We start from the raw sequence: 17,042 nt of genomic DNA on the forward strand, positions 1-17,042 counted from the left end.
ACAGTTCGCTGCGGACGTCGCAGAACGGGACCGTCCCGCACTTGCTCGGCTCCGGACGTCAGCCCCGCCCGCGGTCGATCACCGAGGCGGAACCGCGGACCGGCCGATCCGCCGGGCGGCGGTGAGGCCAGCGGCGAGCAGCGCGCCGGCCACGGCGGTGACAGCACCGCGGTGCCGGGACAACCACAGCTGCCGGCTCCTGCCGTGCGCGGAGGCGTCGAACACGCCGTGCGCGCCGTAGTCGCGCCCGTCGGGACCGTCCGCCGGTTCCCACAGGTTCGCGGCTTGCCACGGATCCTCGACCTCGGAGTTCTGCTGGCCGTCGTAGCCGGTACGGGCCAGGTAGCGGTCGATGATGCCGGGCGCCAGGGTGTGGGCCAGCAGCGTGCCCACGGTGCTGCCGCCGACCCAGTGCTCGCGCCGGCCCGGATGGTCGGCTGCGTGCAGCACCCCGCGCGCGGCGACCTCCGGTTGGTAGATCGGCGGCACCGGCTGCGGATGCTCCGGCAACCGGCTGAGCACCCAGGAGAACTGCGGCGTGTTCACCCCGGGCAGTTGCACCATGGTCGTGCGCACACCACTGCGTTCGTGCAGCAGTTCGCAACGCAGCGATTCGTGGAAGCCCTGGATGGCGTGCTTGGCGGCGCAGTAGGCCGACTGCAGCGGCACTCCGCGGTAGGCCAGCGCCGAACCGACCTGCACGAGCGTGCCCCGCTCGCGCGGACGCATGCGGCGCAGCGCCGCCAGGCTCCCGTGCACGAAGCCGAGGTAGGTGGCCTCGGTGACGCGGCGGAACTCCTCCGCGGTGATCTCGTGGGCCGGGGCGAACACGGTTGTGAACGCGGCGTTGACCCACACGTCGATGGGGCCGAGCTCGGTTTCGACGCGCTCGGCCGCGGCTTCGACCTGGTCGGCATCGGCCACGTCCACCGGGATGCTCAGCGGCTGCCCACCGCTGTCGCGCACGTCCTCGGCCGCCCCGGCAAGCCCCGTCTCCCCGCGGGCAAGCAGGGCCACGCGCGCACCGCGCCGACCGTACAGGCGCGCGAGGGCCCGGCCGATGCCGGCGCTGGCGCCGGTGATCACCACGACGTCGCTGTTACCGCTCATCGTCCACCACTCCTGTTGCCGTACGACGTCGCGGGGCACTGCCGCCGTCCGGGAACGCAGCCCGGACCTCGGCCGGGCGGAGGCGGCGCACGAAGAAGCCCGAGACGCGCTCGGCCGTGCGATCGCTCCGAGTTCCGCTGCGGGGTCGGTCCGGCATCCGTCTACCCGACCGCCGGGACGGCTCAAACGGACCGGCCGCCGAGCCCGGCCGGACGCTCGCGTGCGCGGCACCGCTGTGATGCACTCGTCCTGATGAACGATGAGGAGCGGGAGGACGAGGACGCGTCCGAGGAATCTCCGCTCGTCAGCGAAGGGCGTTTCGAGGTGTTCGGGCGCGGTGTCCGCACTGCGCTGCGCAACAACGCCACGGCCTACGGGTTCTCGATCTCCTTGACCGCGGCCTACGGGTTGGTCAACAACGCCAGCGGCGCCGGTTCTGCGCTGGAGACGATCTCGTTCGCCTTCGGCGCGGCCGTCGCCTTCGTCCTGGTGGGCGGGCTCTCCGTTGCGTACTTCCCGCACGGACGGCTGCGCGAAGGCGGCCAGGTGACCACGTTGGCCGGGGGTTTCGACATCCTGTCGGTGATGGGTGCGATCACCGCCGCCTACGGCTCCTCGCACCTGCCGGGCCTCGCGGCCTGGCCTGCGACGGCCTTCGCCACCGTGGTGGCCTACCTGCTCGTCGGCGGGGTCGATGTGCTCATCGCCCGCTGGGTGGCCCAGCGCAGTTCGTTCGGCGAGTCCCAGTGAGGCGAACCCCCGATGAGGCGGGTTCCGGCGGGTCGCAGCGCGATGGCGTCCGCGAGCCGCGGCGGGCGGCGGACTCACTCATCGCTGTGGCTCGCGCCGGCCCCACCGCAGTGGCCGCCGCGTTCGGCCGGCAGGTCGAGCATGGGATTGCCGTCGAAGAAGCCGAACGGTTTGAGGTGCATGTTCACCCGGGTCACCGGCATCACCGGCCAGTCCTCCGGCCGGACCACGTGGTGGGCGCACAGGGTGCACCACAGCACCAGGTCCGCGTCCTCGAGGCTGCGGTCGCCGGCGGTGTAGGCGGGCAGCCCGTCACCCCCGCTGTTCTGCGCGACGTACTTGCCGGCGGCGAAGTACTCGTCCGGTGCGTACGGCGTCGCCCACAACTGCCGCGTGGCGAACCCGCCGCGGTGCGCCTGTTGCGACCCCTCCTGCCACAGCGGGCTCGTGTAGGCACCGGGTTCGACCTTGTACGCGGTCGGCTTGCCGAGCGGCCCGGTGCGTTCGGCGCTTTCGACCAGCCAGGCCCGCCCCGCCAGCGGATCCGGCAGGCGCTGCGCCTCGTGCTCGGACCGCAGTTGGCGTTTGCGACTGCGCCAGGCGTTGCCGTGCGGATTGTCCGGTCCTGGTGGGTCGGCGACCGCGTCGACCTCGTGGAGGTTGTTGCGCTCGCCGTCGACGCGCACGTCCAGGCGCACGTTGAAGTAGTGGTTGTGGTTCGGGCCGTACAGCCCCGGAGCGACCGTGGTGCCGAACTCCGGTGTTCCACCCGCTTCGAGCGCTCCCGTGGAGAGGATCCCGGTCAGCTTGATCTCGAACTCGATCGACCCGTCCAGGTACAGGTTCCAGTAGAAGCCGTACTCGTAGTTGCCGACGGTGGCGACGAACGAGATCACCAGGCGCCGGTTGCGGCGCACCTCGGCGCGGCCGGTGCGGAAGTCGGTGTGCTTCCACCCGAGCGAGGCGTCCTCCTCGTGCATGCACACAGCGTTGGTGATCGTCGTGGGCATGCCGTCCTGGTCGTTGAGCACCGCGTCGAAGTAGTGGATCTCGCCGAGGCAGTCGCAGCCGAGTTCGAGCGAGTTCGCCATCCACCCGAGGCCGTACTCGCCCTCGTCGAAGACGTTCTTGTTGTGGTGCGTCGCCGTGGGGTCGCCGTAGGGCACGTACATCTCCGCCAGGGAGGCCCGGTGCAGCACCGGTCGCAGCTCGCCGCGGTCGACGTAGCCGACGTCGTGCAGCACCAGCCCCTCCCGCGGGGAGAACCCGATGCGCAGCCGCCAGTTCGACCAGGACACCGCGTGCCCGTCGACGGTGAACGACGGCCCTTCCGGCTGGGTGATCTCGATCGGTTTCAGCGGCTCGCGGGCAGCCGGGAACGCGGGCACGTTGCCGTCGGCGAAGGCGAACTCCGGGTAGTAGTTGCCCGGTCGGGCGGGCAGCGGCACGGCGCCGTGGTCGGCCACGTCGAGCACGCGCATCTCGTCGAGGTCGACGGTGACGATCAACCCTTCGACGGGACGTGCGTATCCGTTGTCGTCGGGTTGCGCCCGCAGGAACGTCAGCGGCCGGGCCAGGCGGTGGGCGCCGGGATCGTCGGCCGGCCCGGTGTAGCCCGAGGCCCAGGGGTCGATCATCGCCAGTTCCAGGTCCTGCGCTCCGCGCGCCCGCATCGCGGCGATCCAGCGTTCGTCGGCGCGCACGAGCTCTTCGCAGGCCAGGAACTCCTCGCGGGTCATCGGTGCCTGCGCCCCCTCCACGACCTGCCAGTCGAGCACGGCGCGGCGGCTGAGCGACACGACGACTTCGGTGGTGCACTTGGCGACCGGGTCGCGCAGCAGCACAGCGGCTCGACGGTCCCAGGCGGCACCGGGCGTGAAGGTCCGGAGCACGTCCTTGGGTGGTTCGGACAGCTCGACGTAGACGAAGCGCGCCGAGGGCGAGAACTCGGCGGCGGCCTGCACGATCGCGGCAGCGGTGCTGATCTCCTCACCGGTGAGCGGTTCCAGCGGGTGGGCTGGCAGCGACTGCGCGGTTTTCCGGGATTCCTCCAACGCGGTCATCGGTGACCTCCTGGCGGGTGGTGGTGGTCAGCGCCGGGTGCCGACGCCCGGGTGCTCCAGCACCCGTCCGTGCGAACCGCGGGCGACGGCTTCCGCGAGCACGCCCCGCGAGACCGGCAACGAGGCTTCCCGCGGATCCATGCATCGTGACGGTACGCGTTGCCGGGGTTGATCAGAAGTCGCAGCGCCGAGCTGCTACCCCCGCAGGTGGTCGAGGGGCACTGGGCTGCCCGGCAGCGGGGTGTGGGCGTCGGTGCGCAGACCGTCGAACATGATCGCCACGGCGCGTTCCAGCCCTTCCTGCTGCGGGTCTTCCGCGGCCGGTGGTTGGCGCAGCATGAGGGAGAACAGCAGCGCGATGTCACCGGCCTCGACGTCGCGGCGCATCGTCCCCTCGGCCTGCGCGGTGGCGAGGATCCGGGCGAGTTCGCCCATCAGCGCGTCGCGCAGCTCGACGGTCTTCGGGTCGTGCCGCAGGATCTCGCGCGCCCGCTGCGAGACCAGCGCCAGCTGCACGCTCACCTTGAGCCGGTGCGACCGGCTGATCAGGCGTTGCAGCGCGTTCCAGCCCGTCGACTCCTCCGCGGCGGCCGCGCGCGCGTCGGCGAGCACGTGCGCGAAGCTCTCCTGGGCCACCGCGCGGATGAGCGCCTCGCGGTCCGGAAACCGCCGGTAGAGCGTGCCGATCCCCACACCGGCCGTGCGGGCGATCTCCTCCATGGGCACGTCCGGGCCCTGGCCGGCGAACACCTCGCGGGCGGCGGTGAGGATCTGCTCGCGGTTGCGCTGCGCATCGGCGCGCAACCGAGGCGTCGAGTCGGTCGTCATCGCACCCTCGCTCGTCATGGAGGTCGATTGTCCCACGTGCGCAGGCGGACGGAAATCTTCCGGATCGGTAGCGTCAGCACCAGCAACCGGGACGAGGACGGCACCGTCACCGTCCTCATCGAACACCCCGAAGGCGAACAAGCGCGCAGCGCACGCGAATCCGTAAACCTCCGCCCGAGCCGAGCACTGTCCCTCGAGGACCAGCAGCGACTAGCAGCACCGCGGTAAGGCCCCGGCCGCGCGGTGCGGAGCCGCGCAGGCAGCGGCCCCTCCCCGCTACTCGGCGTCGGTCCAGGTCTCCGGGGCCACCACGTGCAGCGCATTGCGGGCGATCGAGAATCGCTGCGGTGTGCTGTCCACCACTTCCCCGTCGATGTTGATCGGCAGCGGCCCGTCGGTCCGCACGTCGACCGCGCGGGTTCGGAAGTGGTCGACCTGCGGGCTGGGTGCACCGGTTCTCAGCTCCCGCACGACGGAGGCGAGATCGCGCAGACCTCCCTGCCTGATGACCGTGACGTCCAGGGTGTCGTCATCGATCCCGGAATCAGCCGCCGCGATCTGCCCGCCGCCGAAGAACCGACCGTTGGCCACGGAAACCTGCAGGAGCCGGTCGTAGTCGACCGGTTCGCGGTCCCCTTCGGGAAAGCTCAGACGCGCCGGGAACGGGCGGTGCGCGAGGAACGCCCTGAGCGTGGCGACCGGGTAGGCCAGTGGCCCGATGCGGCGTTTCAGACGCGGTGACATCTCCTGGGCCACGCGGGAGCCGATCCCCACCGAAGCACGGTTGACGTAGTAGTTGTCACCGCACAGTCCCAGGTCGACGTCGACGATGTGTCCGCGAGCGATCGTGCGGCAGGCCTCGTCGAGCCCGGTGGGGACGTGCATGGTGCGGGCGAAGTCGTTGGCCGTACCCAGGGGGAGCAGGCCCATCGGCAGTTCGCGGTGGGCGAGCACGTCCACGATGGAGCTGACGCTGCCGTCCCCGCCGCCGAGGACGACCAGGTCGTGACCGGCCTTCGCCGCATTGGCGACGGTTTCGACCAGCCGGGACGGATCGTGCAGCGGGTAGGTCGCGGCCAGCGGAACGCCGAGCGCGCGCAACCGTTCGACGGCGTAGGAGTACGCCTCGGCACCGCTGCGCGAGTGCGCGTTGACCACGAGGGCGGCTTTGGTGGCCGGTTTGTCGACGCGAATGGTTCGCCTCCCGGAGGTTTTCGGTTCGTGCTCCGCAGACCACGAGGCGGTGCGCACAGCACAGCACCGCACGCGCCGCCCTGCCGACGGGCGGTGCCGTCCGGCCGCAGGCAGCGCGGGCGGCGGACACCGTTGCCCACTGCCCGCACTGTGCCACGCCGCCGCCACACTACCGCCAGGGCACCTCCGGGGAACCGCGGAGCGCCTCCGGAGCACCGGGCGGGGCTGCGTCAGCTGCCGACGCTGCCGGCGTTGGGGTCGAGCACTCCGGCCCAGATCAGCCCGAAAATGGCGAGTCCGGCCAGCACGCGGTAGACGACGAAGGCGGTGAACTTGTGCGTGCTGATGTAGCGCAGGAACCACACGATCACGGCGAAACCGACGACGAACGCGACCGCGGTCGCCAGCAGCGTCGGCCCCCAGGCGGGCACGCCCTCCTCGCCGATCTTGGTCAGTTCCAGTCCGCCGGAAGCCAGCACTGCGGGCACGGCCAGCAGGAAGGAGTAGCGCGCGGCCGCCTCGCGGCGGTAGCCCAACAGCAGCCCGGCGGTGATCGTGCCACCGGAGCGGGACACGCCGGGGATCAGCGCCAGCGCCTGCGCGAATCCGTACCCGAGGGCGTGCGATGTGTTCAAATTGGACAGCGTGCGCTCGTTCCTGCCGACGTGGTCGGCAGCTGCGAGGATCAGTCCGAACACGATCAGCGTCACGGCCGTGACGCGCAGATCGCGCAGCGCGCCTTCGATCGTGTCCTGGAACGCGAAACCGAGCACGCCGATCGGTATCGTGCCGAGGATGACGAACCAGCCCATGCGGGCATGGGGATCACCGCGGCGTTCCCGCTTGACCAGGGACACCGCCCACGCTCCGATGATGTTGGCGATGTCGCGGCGAAAGTACAGCAACACCGCGGCTTCGGTGCCCAGCTGCGTCACCGCGGTGAAGGCCGCGCCCGGATCGGGCCAGCCCGCCAACGCAGCGGTCACCCGCAGGTGGCCGCTGCTGGAAATCGGCAGGAACTCGGTGATTCCTTGCACGATCCCCAGAACGACCGCTTCGAACCAACCAATTGACAAGCGTTCTCCCGTTTCTGCTCCTCCGCGGAGGACAGGGCAGCGACACCGCGGATCGGTGAAACGGCGCGGACGCACCCCGCTGCGCCAGATCTCCGCGGTGGTGCGGGCGCGCGGGTTCGCGGCCGTGCCGATCACGTGCGCCACACCTTAACGAGGGAAACGCGGGTGCCACGTGCGGGTCTCCCACACGCTCGGTGCGGCCGGAAACGCCGTTGCGCTGCGGTGCGCAGCCCGGAACCGCCGGCGCTCGCGCGGCGGGCACGGGCAGGCAGGTGCCGGGTTCCAGTTCACGCCCCCTCGCCGACACGCGGAGACCGAGAAGTGTTCACCTCGCATTCTTCCCGTCATCGGATGGCGTGGATCTACGGCGCGCACGACGACTGCGGTGATCCGGGGCCGCCCGCCGGTCGTCGCGGGCGCCCCCCCGGGTGTGGTCACGGACGCGGCTCGCCGCGGTAGTAGCCGAACGACCAGAGGTTGCCCTCCGGATCGCGGAGGGAGAATTCGCGATTGCCGTACTCCTGGTCCGCGATGTCGCGGATCATCTCCACCCCGGCCGCGCGCAGGCGCTGGTACAGCCCGTCCGGGTCGGCGGTGACGACGTACATGCCCGCGGTGCCGGGCCCGCGGGACCAGTCGTGGTCCGGTTGGTGGGAGCCGAGCATGATCCCGCCGCCTTCCGGCCAGTCGAGCTGGGCGTGGGCGATGCGCTCGCCGTCGGCGTAGGCGGCCGTCTTGATGAATCCGAGGGTGTCGACGAGGAAGTCGATGAGCGCGTGGGCGTCGGTTGCTTGCAGGGTGGGCCAGACGGTCGGCGCCGGCCTCGTCTCAGTGGTGTTCATACCCGAATTCTTCGCCGTGCTGGGCCGCCCCGGCTTGGATGTTTCGGAATTCCTCGGCGACCCAGCGGGTGGGGCTGGCGCCGGCGTACTGACGGAAGTCGCGGACGAGGTGCGAGTGGTCGGCGTAGCCGCAGTGGTGAGCCGTGGCGGCGAGCTCGAGCGGCAGTCCCCGCCGGACGCGGTGGCCGACGTGCTGGCGCGCGTGTTCGAACCGCATCAACCGGGCCACCGACTTGGGCGGGAGTCCGAGTTCGGCGCGGAACAGCGTGCTCAGCTGCCGCTCGCTGAGGTGCACGTGGCGTGCGAGCGCTGCCATCGACCCGTTTCCCCGGTGCCAGGCGAGCCACTTCCACGCCTCGACGATCTCGGCGCGCGGGGCGAGGCGCGGCGCGGCACCGCTCAGCCGGTGGCGCAGGTAGTCACCCAGCGCGGAGAACCGCGCCTGCCAGGTGGGCAGTTCGCCCATGCGTTCCCGCAGCAGTTCGACCTGCGGACCGAGGACGTCGCGGGCGTGAACCGTGTGCTCGCGCAGCTCGGCGGCCGGCACGCCGAACAGCGCAGGTGCTGCCAACGGCCGCACGGCGAGCTGGACGCCGGTCTGCACCGCGGGCTGGGCGAGGTAGGTCGGGCGCGTGTGCAACCCGCCGAGCACGATGTCCGCCGAGTCCGCGTGCGGCCCGAACGCCTGCTGCGGGCTGGGTCCGGACACGACGGGTTCGTCGAAGGTCAGCACCAGTGTCAGTCCGGGTGACGGCAACCCGCGGTGCAGCGCTGGCCGATCCAGCGCGGAGCGGTAGCCGACGGCGGACACGACCGCCTCCGGCGGGAGCCTTCCACTGCTGACGAACTCCCACCCGGTGGCCGCACCGTTCTCGGTCATGTCGCCATTGTGCTCTGCACGTCCGACAACGCAGGGGCGCCGCCGAGGCACGAATGCGCTCTCGCGGTCAGCCCGGCCGCACGTGCCGGTCGCGCCCGGTCGACAGGTCCTCGAGCAACTCGGCGATGAGGCGTTCCTCCGGCACGGCGACGCGGTAGGTCTCCAGTTCACGCGCGAGATCCTCGTCCCAGGAGGCCGGGGTGATCCGCCCGGGGTCCGGGCCGTGGGGCCTTCCCTCGATTTCCCGGAGGTAGTCCGCCGCGGACAGGCGCCACGGAACCGCACCCGTCTTGGCGATGACGTAGGAAGCGATGCGGATCCCCTCCCCGTCCAGATCACCGTGGTAGCGCAGCGTGCTCGCCGCGGCGGCGAGCGCGCGCAGCAGGAGGATCCCCGCGCTGTTGGGCCAGCCGGCGGTGCACACCAGCGGCGGGCAACGCGACCCGAAACGCCGCAACGCCGCCGACAGCACGCTCGGGTTCTCCACGATCCACACGTCGGCGTGGGGCACGCGCAACCCGGCGGCCTCCCGCAGCTGGCCGAGCGTGACCGATGCGGCGTGCCCGGCGTCCGCGCACGTCCGCAGGATCCCGGGGACCAGACCGTCGCCCTCCGGGCGGATCCCGGCGGCCAGCACGGTGGCCGACAGGTCGTCCTCGGACACTCCGACGGATTCCCACAGCGCGCGGCGCTGCTGCGCGTCTTCCGGGGGGTCGGCGCCGCGCATGGCCGCGACCGCGCGGAGAACGAGGCGTGTCAGGCGGGTGTCGTCGTCGAGCCCGTGCGGGTCCCCCACGGCGGACTCGGCGAAGGCCGGAAGCGGCGCACCTTGCGCGGGCAACCGCTGCAGCACGAACAGCGCCGATTCGAGCAGGTCCCGCATCTCGGGCACGGATCCGTTGACCAAGCCGGCATTGCGCGTCCGCGCGACCCAGCCGCGCAGGGCCGGTTGGGCGGCCACCACCTCGTGCTGCTCCAACCAGTTCCACAGGCGTTCCCGTTCCGCCGCGGCGTGCGCCTTCCGGGCGGCGCGGTCGTCCACCGGGCCGATGATCTCGCTGACCGCCGCGGCGGTGTCGACGTCGGCTGACTCGGCGAGGACCCGGTCGAGGGTGGACAGTGCGACCGTCTCGTACTCCCGGGCGTAGCGGGACATGCCGAGCAGGTCGGCCACCGCCTCCCGCTGCTCCGGCGTCAACGGACCGATGCGGACCCTGCTCACCTGCTTGCCGGAGGACAACCGGTGATGCACCGACCTCCACAGCGGCGCCAGCGCGGGCGCGTGCAGACGCGCCGGCAAGCTCACCGCGCCTCCTGCTGCTCGTGCAGGTCCTGTCCGTCCCAGATGAACCGGGCGGTGGTGACGGCTTCGTCGTCGCCGGTGATCAGCTGGTGCACGGCGATGCCGTCGAGCTCGGCGTAGGTGCACCATTCGTGATCGGAGGTGAGCACCAGGTCGAGGTCCAGCGAGGACAGCAGCTGGAAGACCTGGCCGCGGTTGAGGGCGTCGACACCGACGAACACCTCGTCGAGCATGATCGGCCGGGGCGCGCTCGGCGCGGACTGGTAGTGCGCGGCCACGGCGGCGAACAGCGGAAGGTGCAGCGCGATCGCCTTCTCGCCGCCGGAGAGCGCCCCGTGCAGCTTCTTCGTCAGGGGCTGCCACCCGGTGTCGCCGCCGCGGTTGATCTTGACCACGAACCGGTGCCACGCGGCGTAGTCGAACACCTGCGCCAGTTGCTGCTCCCATCCTGCGGAGGTGTTGTCCTCCCGCGCCTGTTCGATGCGTTCGCGGAAGAACCGGTGCAGCGCGGCGCGGTCGTCGTCGGTGAGCCGCACCGGGTCCTTGAGCAGCAGGTCCCGTGCGGTTTTGGTGCCCTCCGGCAAGTCCGGATCCACCTCCCACACCAGACGCACCGCGACGTCCGAAGCGGTGCGCACGCGTTCCAGCCGCGCGTTCATCTGCTCGACGAGCTCGCCGGCCTGGCGGATGCGGTCGGCCAGGTGGCGACGCGTGTCCCCGGTCAACGTCCGGTCGAACAGCTCGCGCTCGCGTTCGGTGATGTCGCCACGGCTGCGCTGCACCTCGTCTTGCAGCTTGGCGACGAGACCGGCGGCCCCGACTCGGACCCCGTCGATCGACGCGGAGAACACCTGGACGTCCTCGTCCGAATCCAGGACGAGATCGGCGCGGTGCAACGTGTCCCGGCTGTTGTGCACCGATTCCGAGAGCCTCGTGAGCGCGTCGCCGATGTTCTTGGGCTCGTGCGGAACGTTCGGCCACTGAGCCGCCACCGCGCGAGCGGTTTGCAGCGTGTTGCGCACGCCGTCATCGGAACCGAGCGTGCTGTCCAGGCCCGCGTCCGCGGCGAGGCTGCTCAGGACCAGCCGGCGCAGCCGCGCTGCGGCGGTGTCGCGCGCTGCGACGGCCGCATCGCGCCGTTCGGCGTCCTGGGCGCGCTGCTGCTCCAGAGAACCGATCTTCTCCGCCAGTTCGAGCAGCGTGCCGTCATCCCCTTCGATTTCCTCCGCGGCCGCGCGCTGCTGTTCCCGCAACCGGCCGATCTCCGCCTGGACCTCGCGGAAGGGAGCGCCCATGGTGCGTTCGACCGCCGCGTAGCGCTCGCTCGCGTCGCTCGCTTCGGCTTCGGCCTGCTCCGCCGCCGTCGCCTGCTCCTCGGCAGCGGTCTGGCTGCGCCCAGCCCGCTCGGCGCAGTCCTGGGTGCGCTGCTGAGCGCGGACGTGCTCGTGGTGCCGGTCCAACCAGGTGTCCGCGAGGTCGCGGAAGTGGTCCACGACCTCGCGCAGCCTGGTCAGGGCTGCGTGTTCGGCGGGCATCCCGTTGCCGGCGGCGCGCTCGCTCAGCGCGTGCAGGGCGGAGCGCACCGCCTCTTCCCGCTGCCGGACCGTTTCCAGCACCGTCGACACCGCGGAGTCGGCCGCCGCTTCGTCCGCTTCGGCCCGGCGCAGCGCGTCGTGCGCGCGGTTGAGCTGGTCGTAGCCGGGCCGGGCGTCGAGCTCCTGATCGAGCTGGCGACGCCGCTCCGCCACGTGCGCGAGCCTCTCGTCGAAGGTGCGCAGAGCGTTGTCCAGCTCGTCGATGTGCCGGTCCAGTTCGGCGAGGCGCCGCTTGCGGGCCCGTTCGCGAGCTTCGGCTCCGATGTGCGCCGCCTCCGGTTTGCTCCAGCTGCCGGTGGCGACCTCCACCCGCCACTGCCCGTCCGCGCCGATGGCGACCGGCTGCCCGGCGGGCAGCGCCGAACCGCAGGCGACCGCGGAGAGCACCCGGTGCAGCCGTTCGGCCGGCACCGCCGGCTCGTCCTCCGGACGCAGGACGTCCTCGAGCGTCGGCCCCGCGACGGGTTCGGCCCGCGCCGTGTCCAGGAACACGTCGTGCGCGGTGACGACCTCGTCCTCATCCGCCGGTACCCACGCGTCGAGCAGACCGCTGGCCTGCAGCGCCGCTTCGACCCCCGCCCGGGTCTCGGCGGACAGGCCGTCGCGGAACGACACCAGTCGCCACAGCGGCGCGCCGGACATGCTCGAGCGATCGGAACCGCGGGTCGGCGGCGGCTCCGGTGGCAGGTCGGCGGCCGTGCGCAGGTGTTCGGCCTCAGCGGCCAGCGCGTCGCGTTCCTGCTGCGACTTCGCGCGCTGCGCGGTCGTGGTGGAGTTCTCCGCGGAGAGCGCGTGCACGGCCGCCGCGTACACCGGGTTCACCAGCTCCACCACTGCCGATTCCGATTCGGCGCGCTCGGTGAGCGCGCCAGGATCGTCGAAGCGGAGCTGGACCGCGGATTCAGCCCACCGGTGCAGCTGTTCGGCCTGCTCCTCCACTGCTGCCTGGTACGCCTCGGCGCGTTCGGTGCGCTGGTCCGTGGCTCGCGACAGCACGTGCCGGGATCGTTCCAACTGCTCCTCGGCGTCGGTGCGCCGCCCGACCGCCGTCTCGTAGTCCTGCACAGCGCGCAGGACCTCGGCGATCTGCTCCTTCCTGCTGGACACACCGGCCCGCACGAGGGACCGGGGATCACCGTCGGCCTCGAGCGCGCCGGCGACCTCCGCGCACACCGCGTCGAGACCGGCGTGCTGCGCGGCGTTCGCGGCGTCCTCGCGCGCGGCGGCCAGGTTCTCGGCCGCGGACCGTTGCACCTGCTCCGCCGCGGCGGCGTCCTGCTGGTCCGTGCGAGCTCGCTGCTGGGCCCGTTCTGCCTTGTCCCGTGCCGAACGCGCCGCGGCATCGGCGTCCCGGGCCTGCTGGTGCAGCGGCTCGAGCTGCCGCCCCTGCCGGTACTCCTCGCTGTCCTGCAGCCCCTGGATCCGCGACTCCCACCGGGCGTGCTGCGCCCGCTGCTCGTCCCGGTGCTGCTGCACCTCGACGCGCTGCTGCGCGGCGCTGCGGTATTCGGCGTCGGACTCGCGCGCCCGCCGGGTCAGGTTGTCCATTTCCGTGGTCGCCGAGATCAGAGTGGCCGAACCGGCGCGCAGCACCCGCTGCGCGTAGGTTTCCTGGCGCCTGGCCACGGTCGTGGCGGCTGCGAGTTCGTCGTCGAGGCGCTGCAGCTGTTCGCGTTGCCGGTCGAGCCGTTCGAAACCCTCGGCGAGCTCGCTGATCTCGGTCTGCCCGAGCGGCGGCAGGGCCATCGACAGCAGGTGGGACAGCAGCTTGGGATCGAGCCGTTGCGACAGCTTGGGTTGGCGCAGCTGCAGCAGCGCGGTGATCAGCGCGTCGTAGCGCTGCTCCGTCAGTTCGGGGTACAACGTCCGCCGCACCTGCGTGCGGTAGTCCGCGGCCGTGGGGTGCACCGCGCCGCACTCGCCCAGCGCCTCCTGCAGAGCCGCTTTGGTCAGCGGCGCTCCGGAGGAGTTCGTCAGCGCCACGTCGTGCTCCGCACCGAGGCGTTGCGACGTGGTGAAGTAGTCGACCGCAGGAGACTTGGTGTGCTGGCTCGCCTGCAGCCGCGCGTCGCAGCAGAACCACTCGGGACCGTCACCGCCGTCGCGGGCGAACTCCAGCCAGACGTAGCCCACCCGCGTCTTCCCGGTCGCCCCTTCGCCCATGAGGTTCCACCACATGTCCCGGTCGCCGGTGCCGAACGTGGACAGCCGGTGCGGCCGGATGCTGGCGTCGAGCAGGTACGGCAGCAACAGCTCGAGCGCCTTCGACTTGCCCGTACCGTTCGGCCCGCGCAGCAGCATGCGGCCGTTGTGGAATCCGAACACCTCGTCGTAGTAGCGCCAGACGTTGAGGATGCCGGCGCGACTCGGTTTCCACCGGGTCGCGGTGTGCTCACCGCGTGGATCCTCCGCGCGGCGCGGAAGTTCGGTGACCGTCATGCTCGGCTCCGTTTCGTCGTGCCGGAGTTGCCGTCCCTGCTGCGGATGGCGGCGAGCCGGTACCGCGCCGCAGCGGGCAGCGCCTCCACGTGGTGCCCGGAGCGGTGTGCGAGGCCGAACTGCTCCAGCACGGCCACGGCATCGGCGGACAGGCGCTCCGGGCCGTCCTCGGAGTGGTACGTCCGCGCCCAGCCGGGAAACCGTTCCAGCAGTGCGCTCGTTTCACCGCGCAGCTGCTCGGGCGTCATCCCGCCGGTGGCGGCGGTGAGCGCCTCCAGCAGGTGCAGCGCGGCGACCTTGGCGACGCTGGAATCGTCGGGGAACTTCCCGTCGGTGGCGAGCGCTTCGGTGTCGACGAACAGCCACCCCTCGGCGCGTTCCTCCAGCGCGAATCCCGCTTCCTCCGCGGCTTTGCGCAGCATTCGACGTCCGGTCGGCGAGGTCAGGTACGCCAGCTGCGCCGCGGACAGCTCGTTGCGGTACACGACCGGTTCGTCCAACAGCCGTCGGAACACCGAGTGCCGCAGCCACAGGTTGCGCTGCGTTTCCGAAGCGCTTTCCTGCTCGCCCGCGCCGTCCGGCACTCCGTAGCGCGGTTCCGTGGTGATCACCTCGAGCAGTTCGTCGAAGCGTTCCGGAACCTCCTCGGCGGGCACTGCCGAGCGCGACGGACCCACCGGTGCCGACAGCAGGCGCATCAGCAGCGCGCTGTCCACCCGGTAGAGCACCTTCGCCTCCGCGGACTCCACGAAGGACTCCGTGCTCCCGTCCACGACCTCGACAGCGCCGCAGGACTCCAGCAACCGCAGCGCGTCCACGTAGGCGCGGCGTTCGGGCCGCTGGGCGGTGTCGAAGCTCGGGATGTCCGGATCCACCGCCGTCGCCCGGGCGACCTGCTCGGCCAGCAGGCCGACCGTGGTCACGGGCGCGGTCAGCAGTTCGGCGGCGACGATGCAGAACAACGTGTAGCGCCGCCGGTCGAAGGCGGCGCGCCCGGAGCGCTGCCGCCTCGCCGGACGGGTGCTGTCCGCTCCGCTGCGCACCTTCGCCAGGCGCGCGTAGCCCATCCGCGGCTCCACCGTGAGCGACCAGCCGCAGTAGTGGTCGAACCACTTCGCCAGCGGGTCCTGGCGGCGGCGGACCAGGTCGAACGCCTCGGGGGAGCCGCGTTCGGTGATCAGCGGTTCGGCCAGCAGCAGTCGGATGCCGCGGGCGATGTCGTGCCGTTCCGCACTGGCCAGCTGGTTGCCCAGGCTGCTCATCCGACGTCCCCCTCCGCTGCCGAGACGTGGCGGTCCCCGCCAGGTGCGCGGACCTCGACGAGGTAGTCCGGCCCGGTGAGCGTGCCGCGCGGGCTGCGCAGCACCGCGTGCCGCGTGTCCGGTGGTGGCCACAGCACGATCTCGATCTTGCCGTCGCCGGTGACGCCGCGCCGCGCCCCGGTCGCATCGGCGCTGCTGGCCAACGCGCGTCCGAGGAGGTCGAGCAGCCGGTCCAGCGTGGGGTGGTCGAGATCTCCGAAGTTCGACAATCGGACACGCCCTCCCGTGGCGAGGCGCTGCCAGGCCGCCAGCAGTTCGGCCCGCGCGGCCCTGGCGTGCTCGGCGCGCTGCCGCTTCAACTCGGAAACGTCCCGGACTTTGCCCGTGCGGGCGAACTTCTCGGTGCGCCCCGAGGTTTGCAGCAGCTGGGAAACCTCGATCCGTTCGGCTTGCCACCAGCTTTCGGAGGCGCTGATCAGTTCTGGATCGGAGTGCGCCAGGTGGGCGTGGCGCGCGGAACCGAGGCCGAACGCCGTCGCCCACAACCGGTGCAGCGCGTCCTCCGAGGGGGCGGCAGCGAACCACCGGGCGAGCTCGCGGAAATCCGCGACCGCGTTGGAGGAGCGGCGGCGTGACTCGGTGATGCGCTCCAGCACCTGCAGCAGCGACACGATCGCGCGGCGGGCGACGTTGCGCAGCTCGTCCACGCGCGGCGGACTGCCATCGGTCGGCGCGAACCAGGCTCGCAATCCTTCCCACCTGGTTCTGCGGTGCTCCAACCACTCGGGGGTGGGGTCCGCACCGATCAGCTGCGGCAAATCGGCCCCGAGCAGCGCCCGCTGGTGCAGCAGGCTCACTCCGTGCTCGTCGATGCGCGCCACTCCGGTGGCGATCGCCTGGGCGCGCTGATCCAGGTTGGTGAGGAATTCTTCCAGGTAGGCGACGGTCGAGGCTTTGACCTCGTGGAACGTGGTCAGGTCAGCCCCGTCGGCACGCAGCAGCCGCTGCAGCTCCCCGTTGAACTGCTTGGTGTTGCCCCGCAAAGCGTCCAGGTGGTTCTCCAGCTCGGTCAGGGTGGAGAACACGCGGCGGTTCGTCGAGTTCGGGTCGCCGAGCAGCGCGTGCAGGCTGTCGAGCCGGTCGGCGATGGCGTCGAGAACCGCGGTCTGCAGCGCCCCGCTCGAGGAGAGGGCCACCAGTGCCTGCTGCACGCCGACGAGCGCTGCCTCCCCGCGTTTGGTCAGCGAGTACTGGAGGTTGTGCTGCTCGTACTCCGCTGCGGTGCGGTAACTCTGCCCGTGGTTTTGGATGACGTCCAGCAGCTGCCACTCGCGCAGCTGGTTCAGCGCACGGGTCACATCCGCTTCGTCCAACGCGTCGAACCCGCCGACCGCTCGTAGGCGGTCTCGCACGGCGTCGAGACCGAGCGCGGTTTCCAACCGTTCGTTGGCCTCGCCGAACGTGCGCAGGATCGTGGTGTGCAGCTGCGCCTGGCTGCCGGTGGTGAACCGGAACATGTCGCTCGGCACATGGCGGTTCTGCTCCATCGGTCCCCTCTCACGCGTGCGGCATCCCGGCACCCGCACGATCCCGGCGCCCGCACGCGGGCGCCGGGCCTGGCGCGCCGGCCACGATACCGACGTCCACCGACAACACGCGGCTGCTGCACAAGCGCCTTCCCCACCTCCCGTTGAAGGCTC

12 protein-coding genes are annotated in these 17,042 nt (G+C 71.5%); 1 reads left to right on the plus strand and 11 read right to left on the minus strand.

Annotated elements, in window-relative coordinates:
• Positions 1 to 78 precede the first annotated feature (78 nt).
• Entirely contained in the window at positions 79 to 1,110 is a 1,032-nt protein-coding gene (locus tag ACVGV2_RS11675; protein WP_459162400.1) for an SDR family oxidoreductase, read from the minus strand.
• A gap of 252 nt (positions 1,111 to 1,362) precedes the next feature.
• Here ACVGV2_RS11675 and ACVGV2_RS11680 point away from each other — a divergent pair, with 252 nt between their 5' ends.
• Positions 1,363 to 1,860, plus strand: coding sequence for a hypothetical protein (locus tag ACVGV2_RS11680; RefSeq protein ID WP_459162401.1), 498 nt, complete (start codon positions 1,363 to 1,365; stop codon positions 1,858 to 1,860).
• 74 nt (positions 1,861 to 1,934) lie between these two features.
• On the opposite strand, the gene ACVGV2_RS11685 is transcribed toward ACVGV2_RS11680, so the two are convergent.
• The 10 genes from ACVGV2_RS11685 to ACVGV2_RS11730 all read right to left on the minus strand — a co-directional run bounded on the left by ACVGV2_RS11685 (position 1,935) and on the right by ACVGV2_RS11730 (position 16,889).
• Positions 1,935 to 3,923 (minus strand): primary-amine oxidase, encoded by a 1,989-nt coding sequence (locus ACVGV2_RS11685; RefSeq protein WP_459162402.1) that lies wholly within the window; start codon positions 3,921 to 3,923, stop codon positions 1,935 to 1,937.
• Positions 3,924 to 4,118: 195 nt separating this feature from the next.
• The gene (locus ACVGV2_RS11690; protein ID WP_459165965.1) at positions 4,119 to 4,751 is read right to left on the minus strand and encodes a TetR/AcrR family transcriptional regulator; all 633 of its coding nucleotides are present in this window, start codon (positions 4,749 to 4,751) and stop codon (positions 4,119 to 4,121) included.
• A gap of 276 nt (positions 4,752 to 5,027) precedes the next feature.
• Positions 5,028 to 6,002: a diacylglycerol/lipid kinase family protein gene (locus ACVGV2_RS11695; RefSeq protein WP_459162403.1), complete on the minus strand. Its 975-nt coding sequence runs from the start codon at positions 6,000 to 6,002 to the stop codon at positions 5,028 to 5,030.
• A gap of 173 nt (positions 6,003 to 6,175) precedes the next feature.
• A complete protein-coding gene (locus ACVGV2_RS11700; RefSeq protein WP_459165966.1) occupies positions 6,176 to 7,015 on the minus strand; it encodes an undecaprenyl-diphosphate phosphatase in 840 nt (279 codons plus the stop codon).
• Between the two features lie 440 nt (positions 7,016 to 7,455).
• Complete coding sequence (locus tag ACVGV2_RS11705) at positions 7,456 to 7,863, minus strand: VOC family protein (protein ID WP_459162404.1); 408 nt, start codon at positions 7,861 to 7,863, stop codon at positions 7,456 to 7,458.
• Positions 7,850 to 8,743 (minus strand): AraC family transcriptional regulator, encoded by an 894-nt coding sequence (locus ACVGV2_RS11710; protein ID WP_459162405.1) that lies wholly within the window; start codon positions 8,741 to 8,743, stop codon positions 7,850 to 7,852. The genes ACVGV2_RS11705 and ACVGV2_RS11710 overlap by 14 nt, the downstream gene beginning before the upstream one ends.
• Before the next feature lie 67 nt (positions 8,744 to 8,810).
• A complete protein-coding gene (locus ACVGV2_RS11715) occupies positions 8,811 to 10,049 on the minus strand; it encodes a TIGR02679 family protein (RefSeq protein ID WP_459162406.1) in 1,239 nt (412 codons plus the stop codon).
• Positions 10,046 to 14,080: a TIGR02680 family protein gene (locus ACVGV2_RS11720; protein WP_459162407.1), complete on the minus strand. Its 4,035-nt coding sequence runs from the start codon at positions 14,078 to 14,080 to the stop codon at positions 10,046 to 10,048. The genes ACVGV2_RS11715 and ACVGV2_RS11720 overlap by 4 nt, the downstream gene beginning before the upstream one ends.
• Positions 14,077 to 15,342 carry a TIGR02678 family protein gene (locus ACVGV2_RS11725; protein WP_459162408.1) on the minus strand — a complete coding sequence of 422 codons (1,266 nt, stop codon included), beginning with the start codon at positions 15,340 to 15,342 and terminating at the stop codon, positions 14,077 to 14,079. Before ACVGV2_RS11725 ends, ACVGV2_RS11720 begins: the two co-directional genes overlap by 4 nt.
• Positions 15,339 to 16,889, minus strand: a complete 1,551-nt coding sequence (locus ACVGV2_RS11730) for a TIGR02677 family protein (protein WP_459162409.1) — start codon at positions 16,887 to 16,889, stop codon at positions 15,339 to 15,341. The genes ACVGV2_RS11725 and ACVGV2_RS11730 overlap by 4 nt, the downstream gene beginning before the upstream one ends.
• Positions 16,890 to 17,042: the final 153 nt, after the last annotated feature.

The sequence above is a fragment of the Bounagaea algeriensis genome (genome assembly GCF_054491375.1).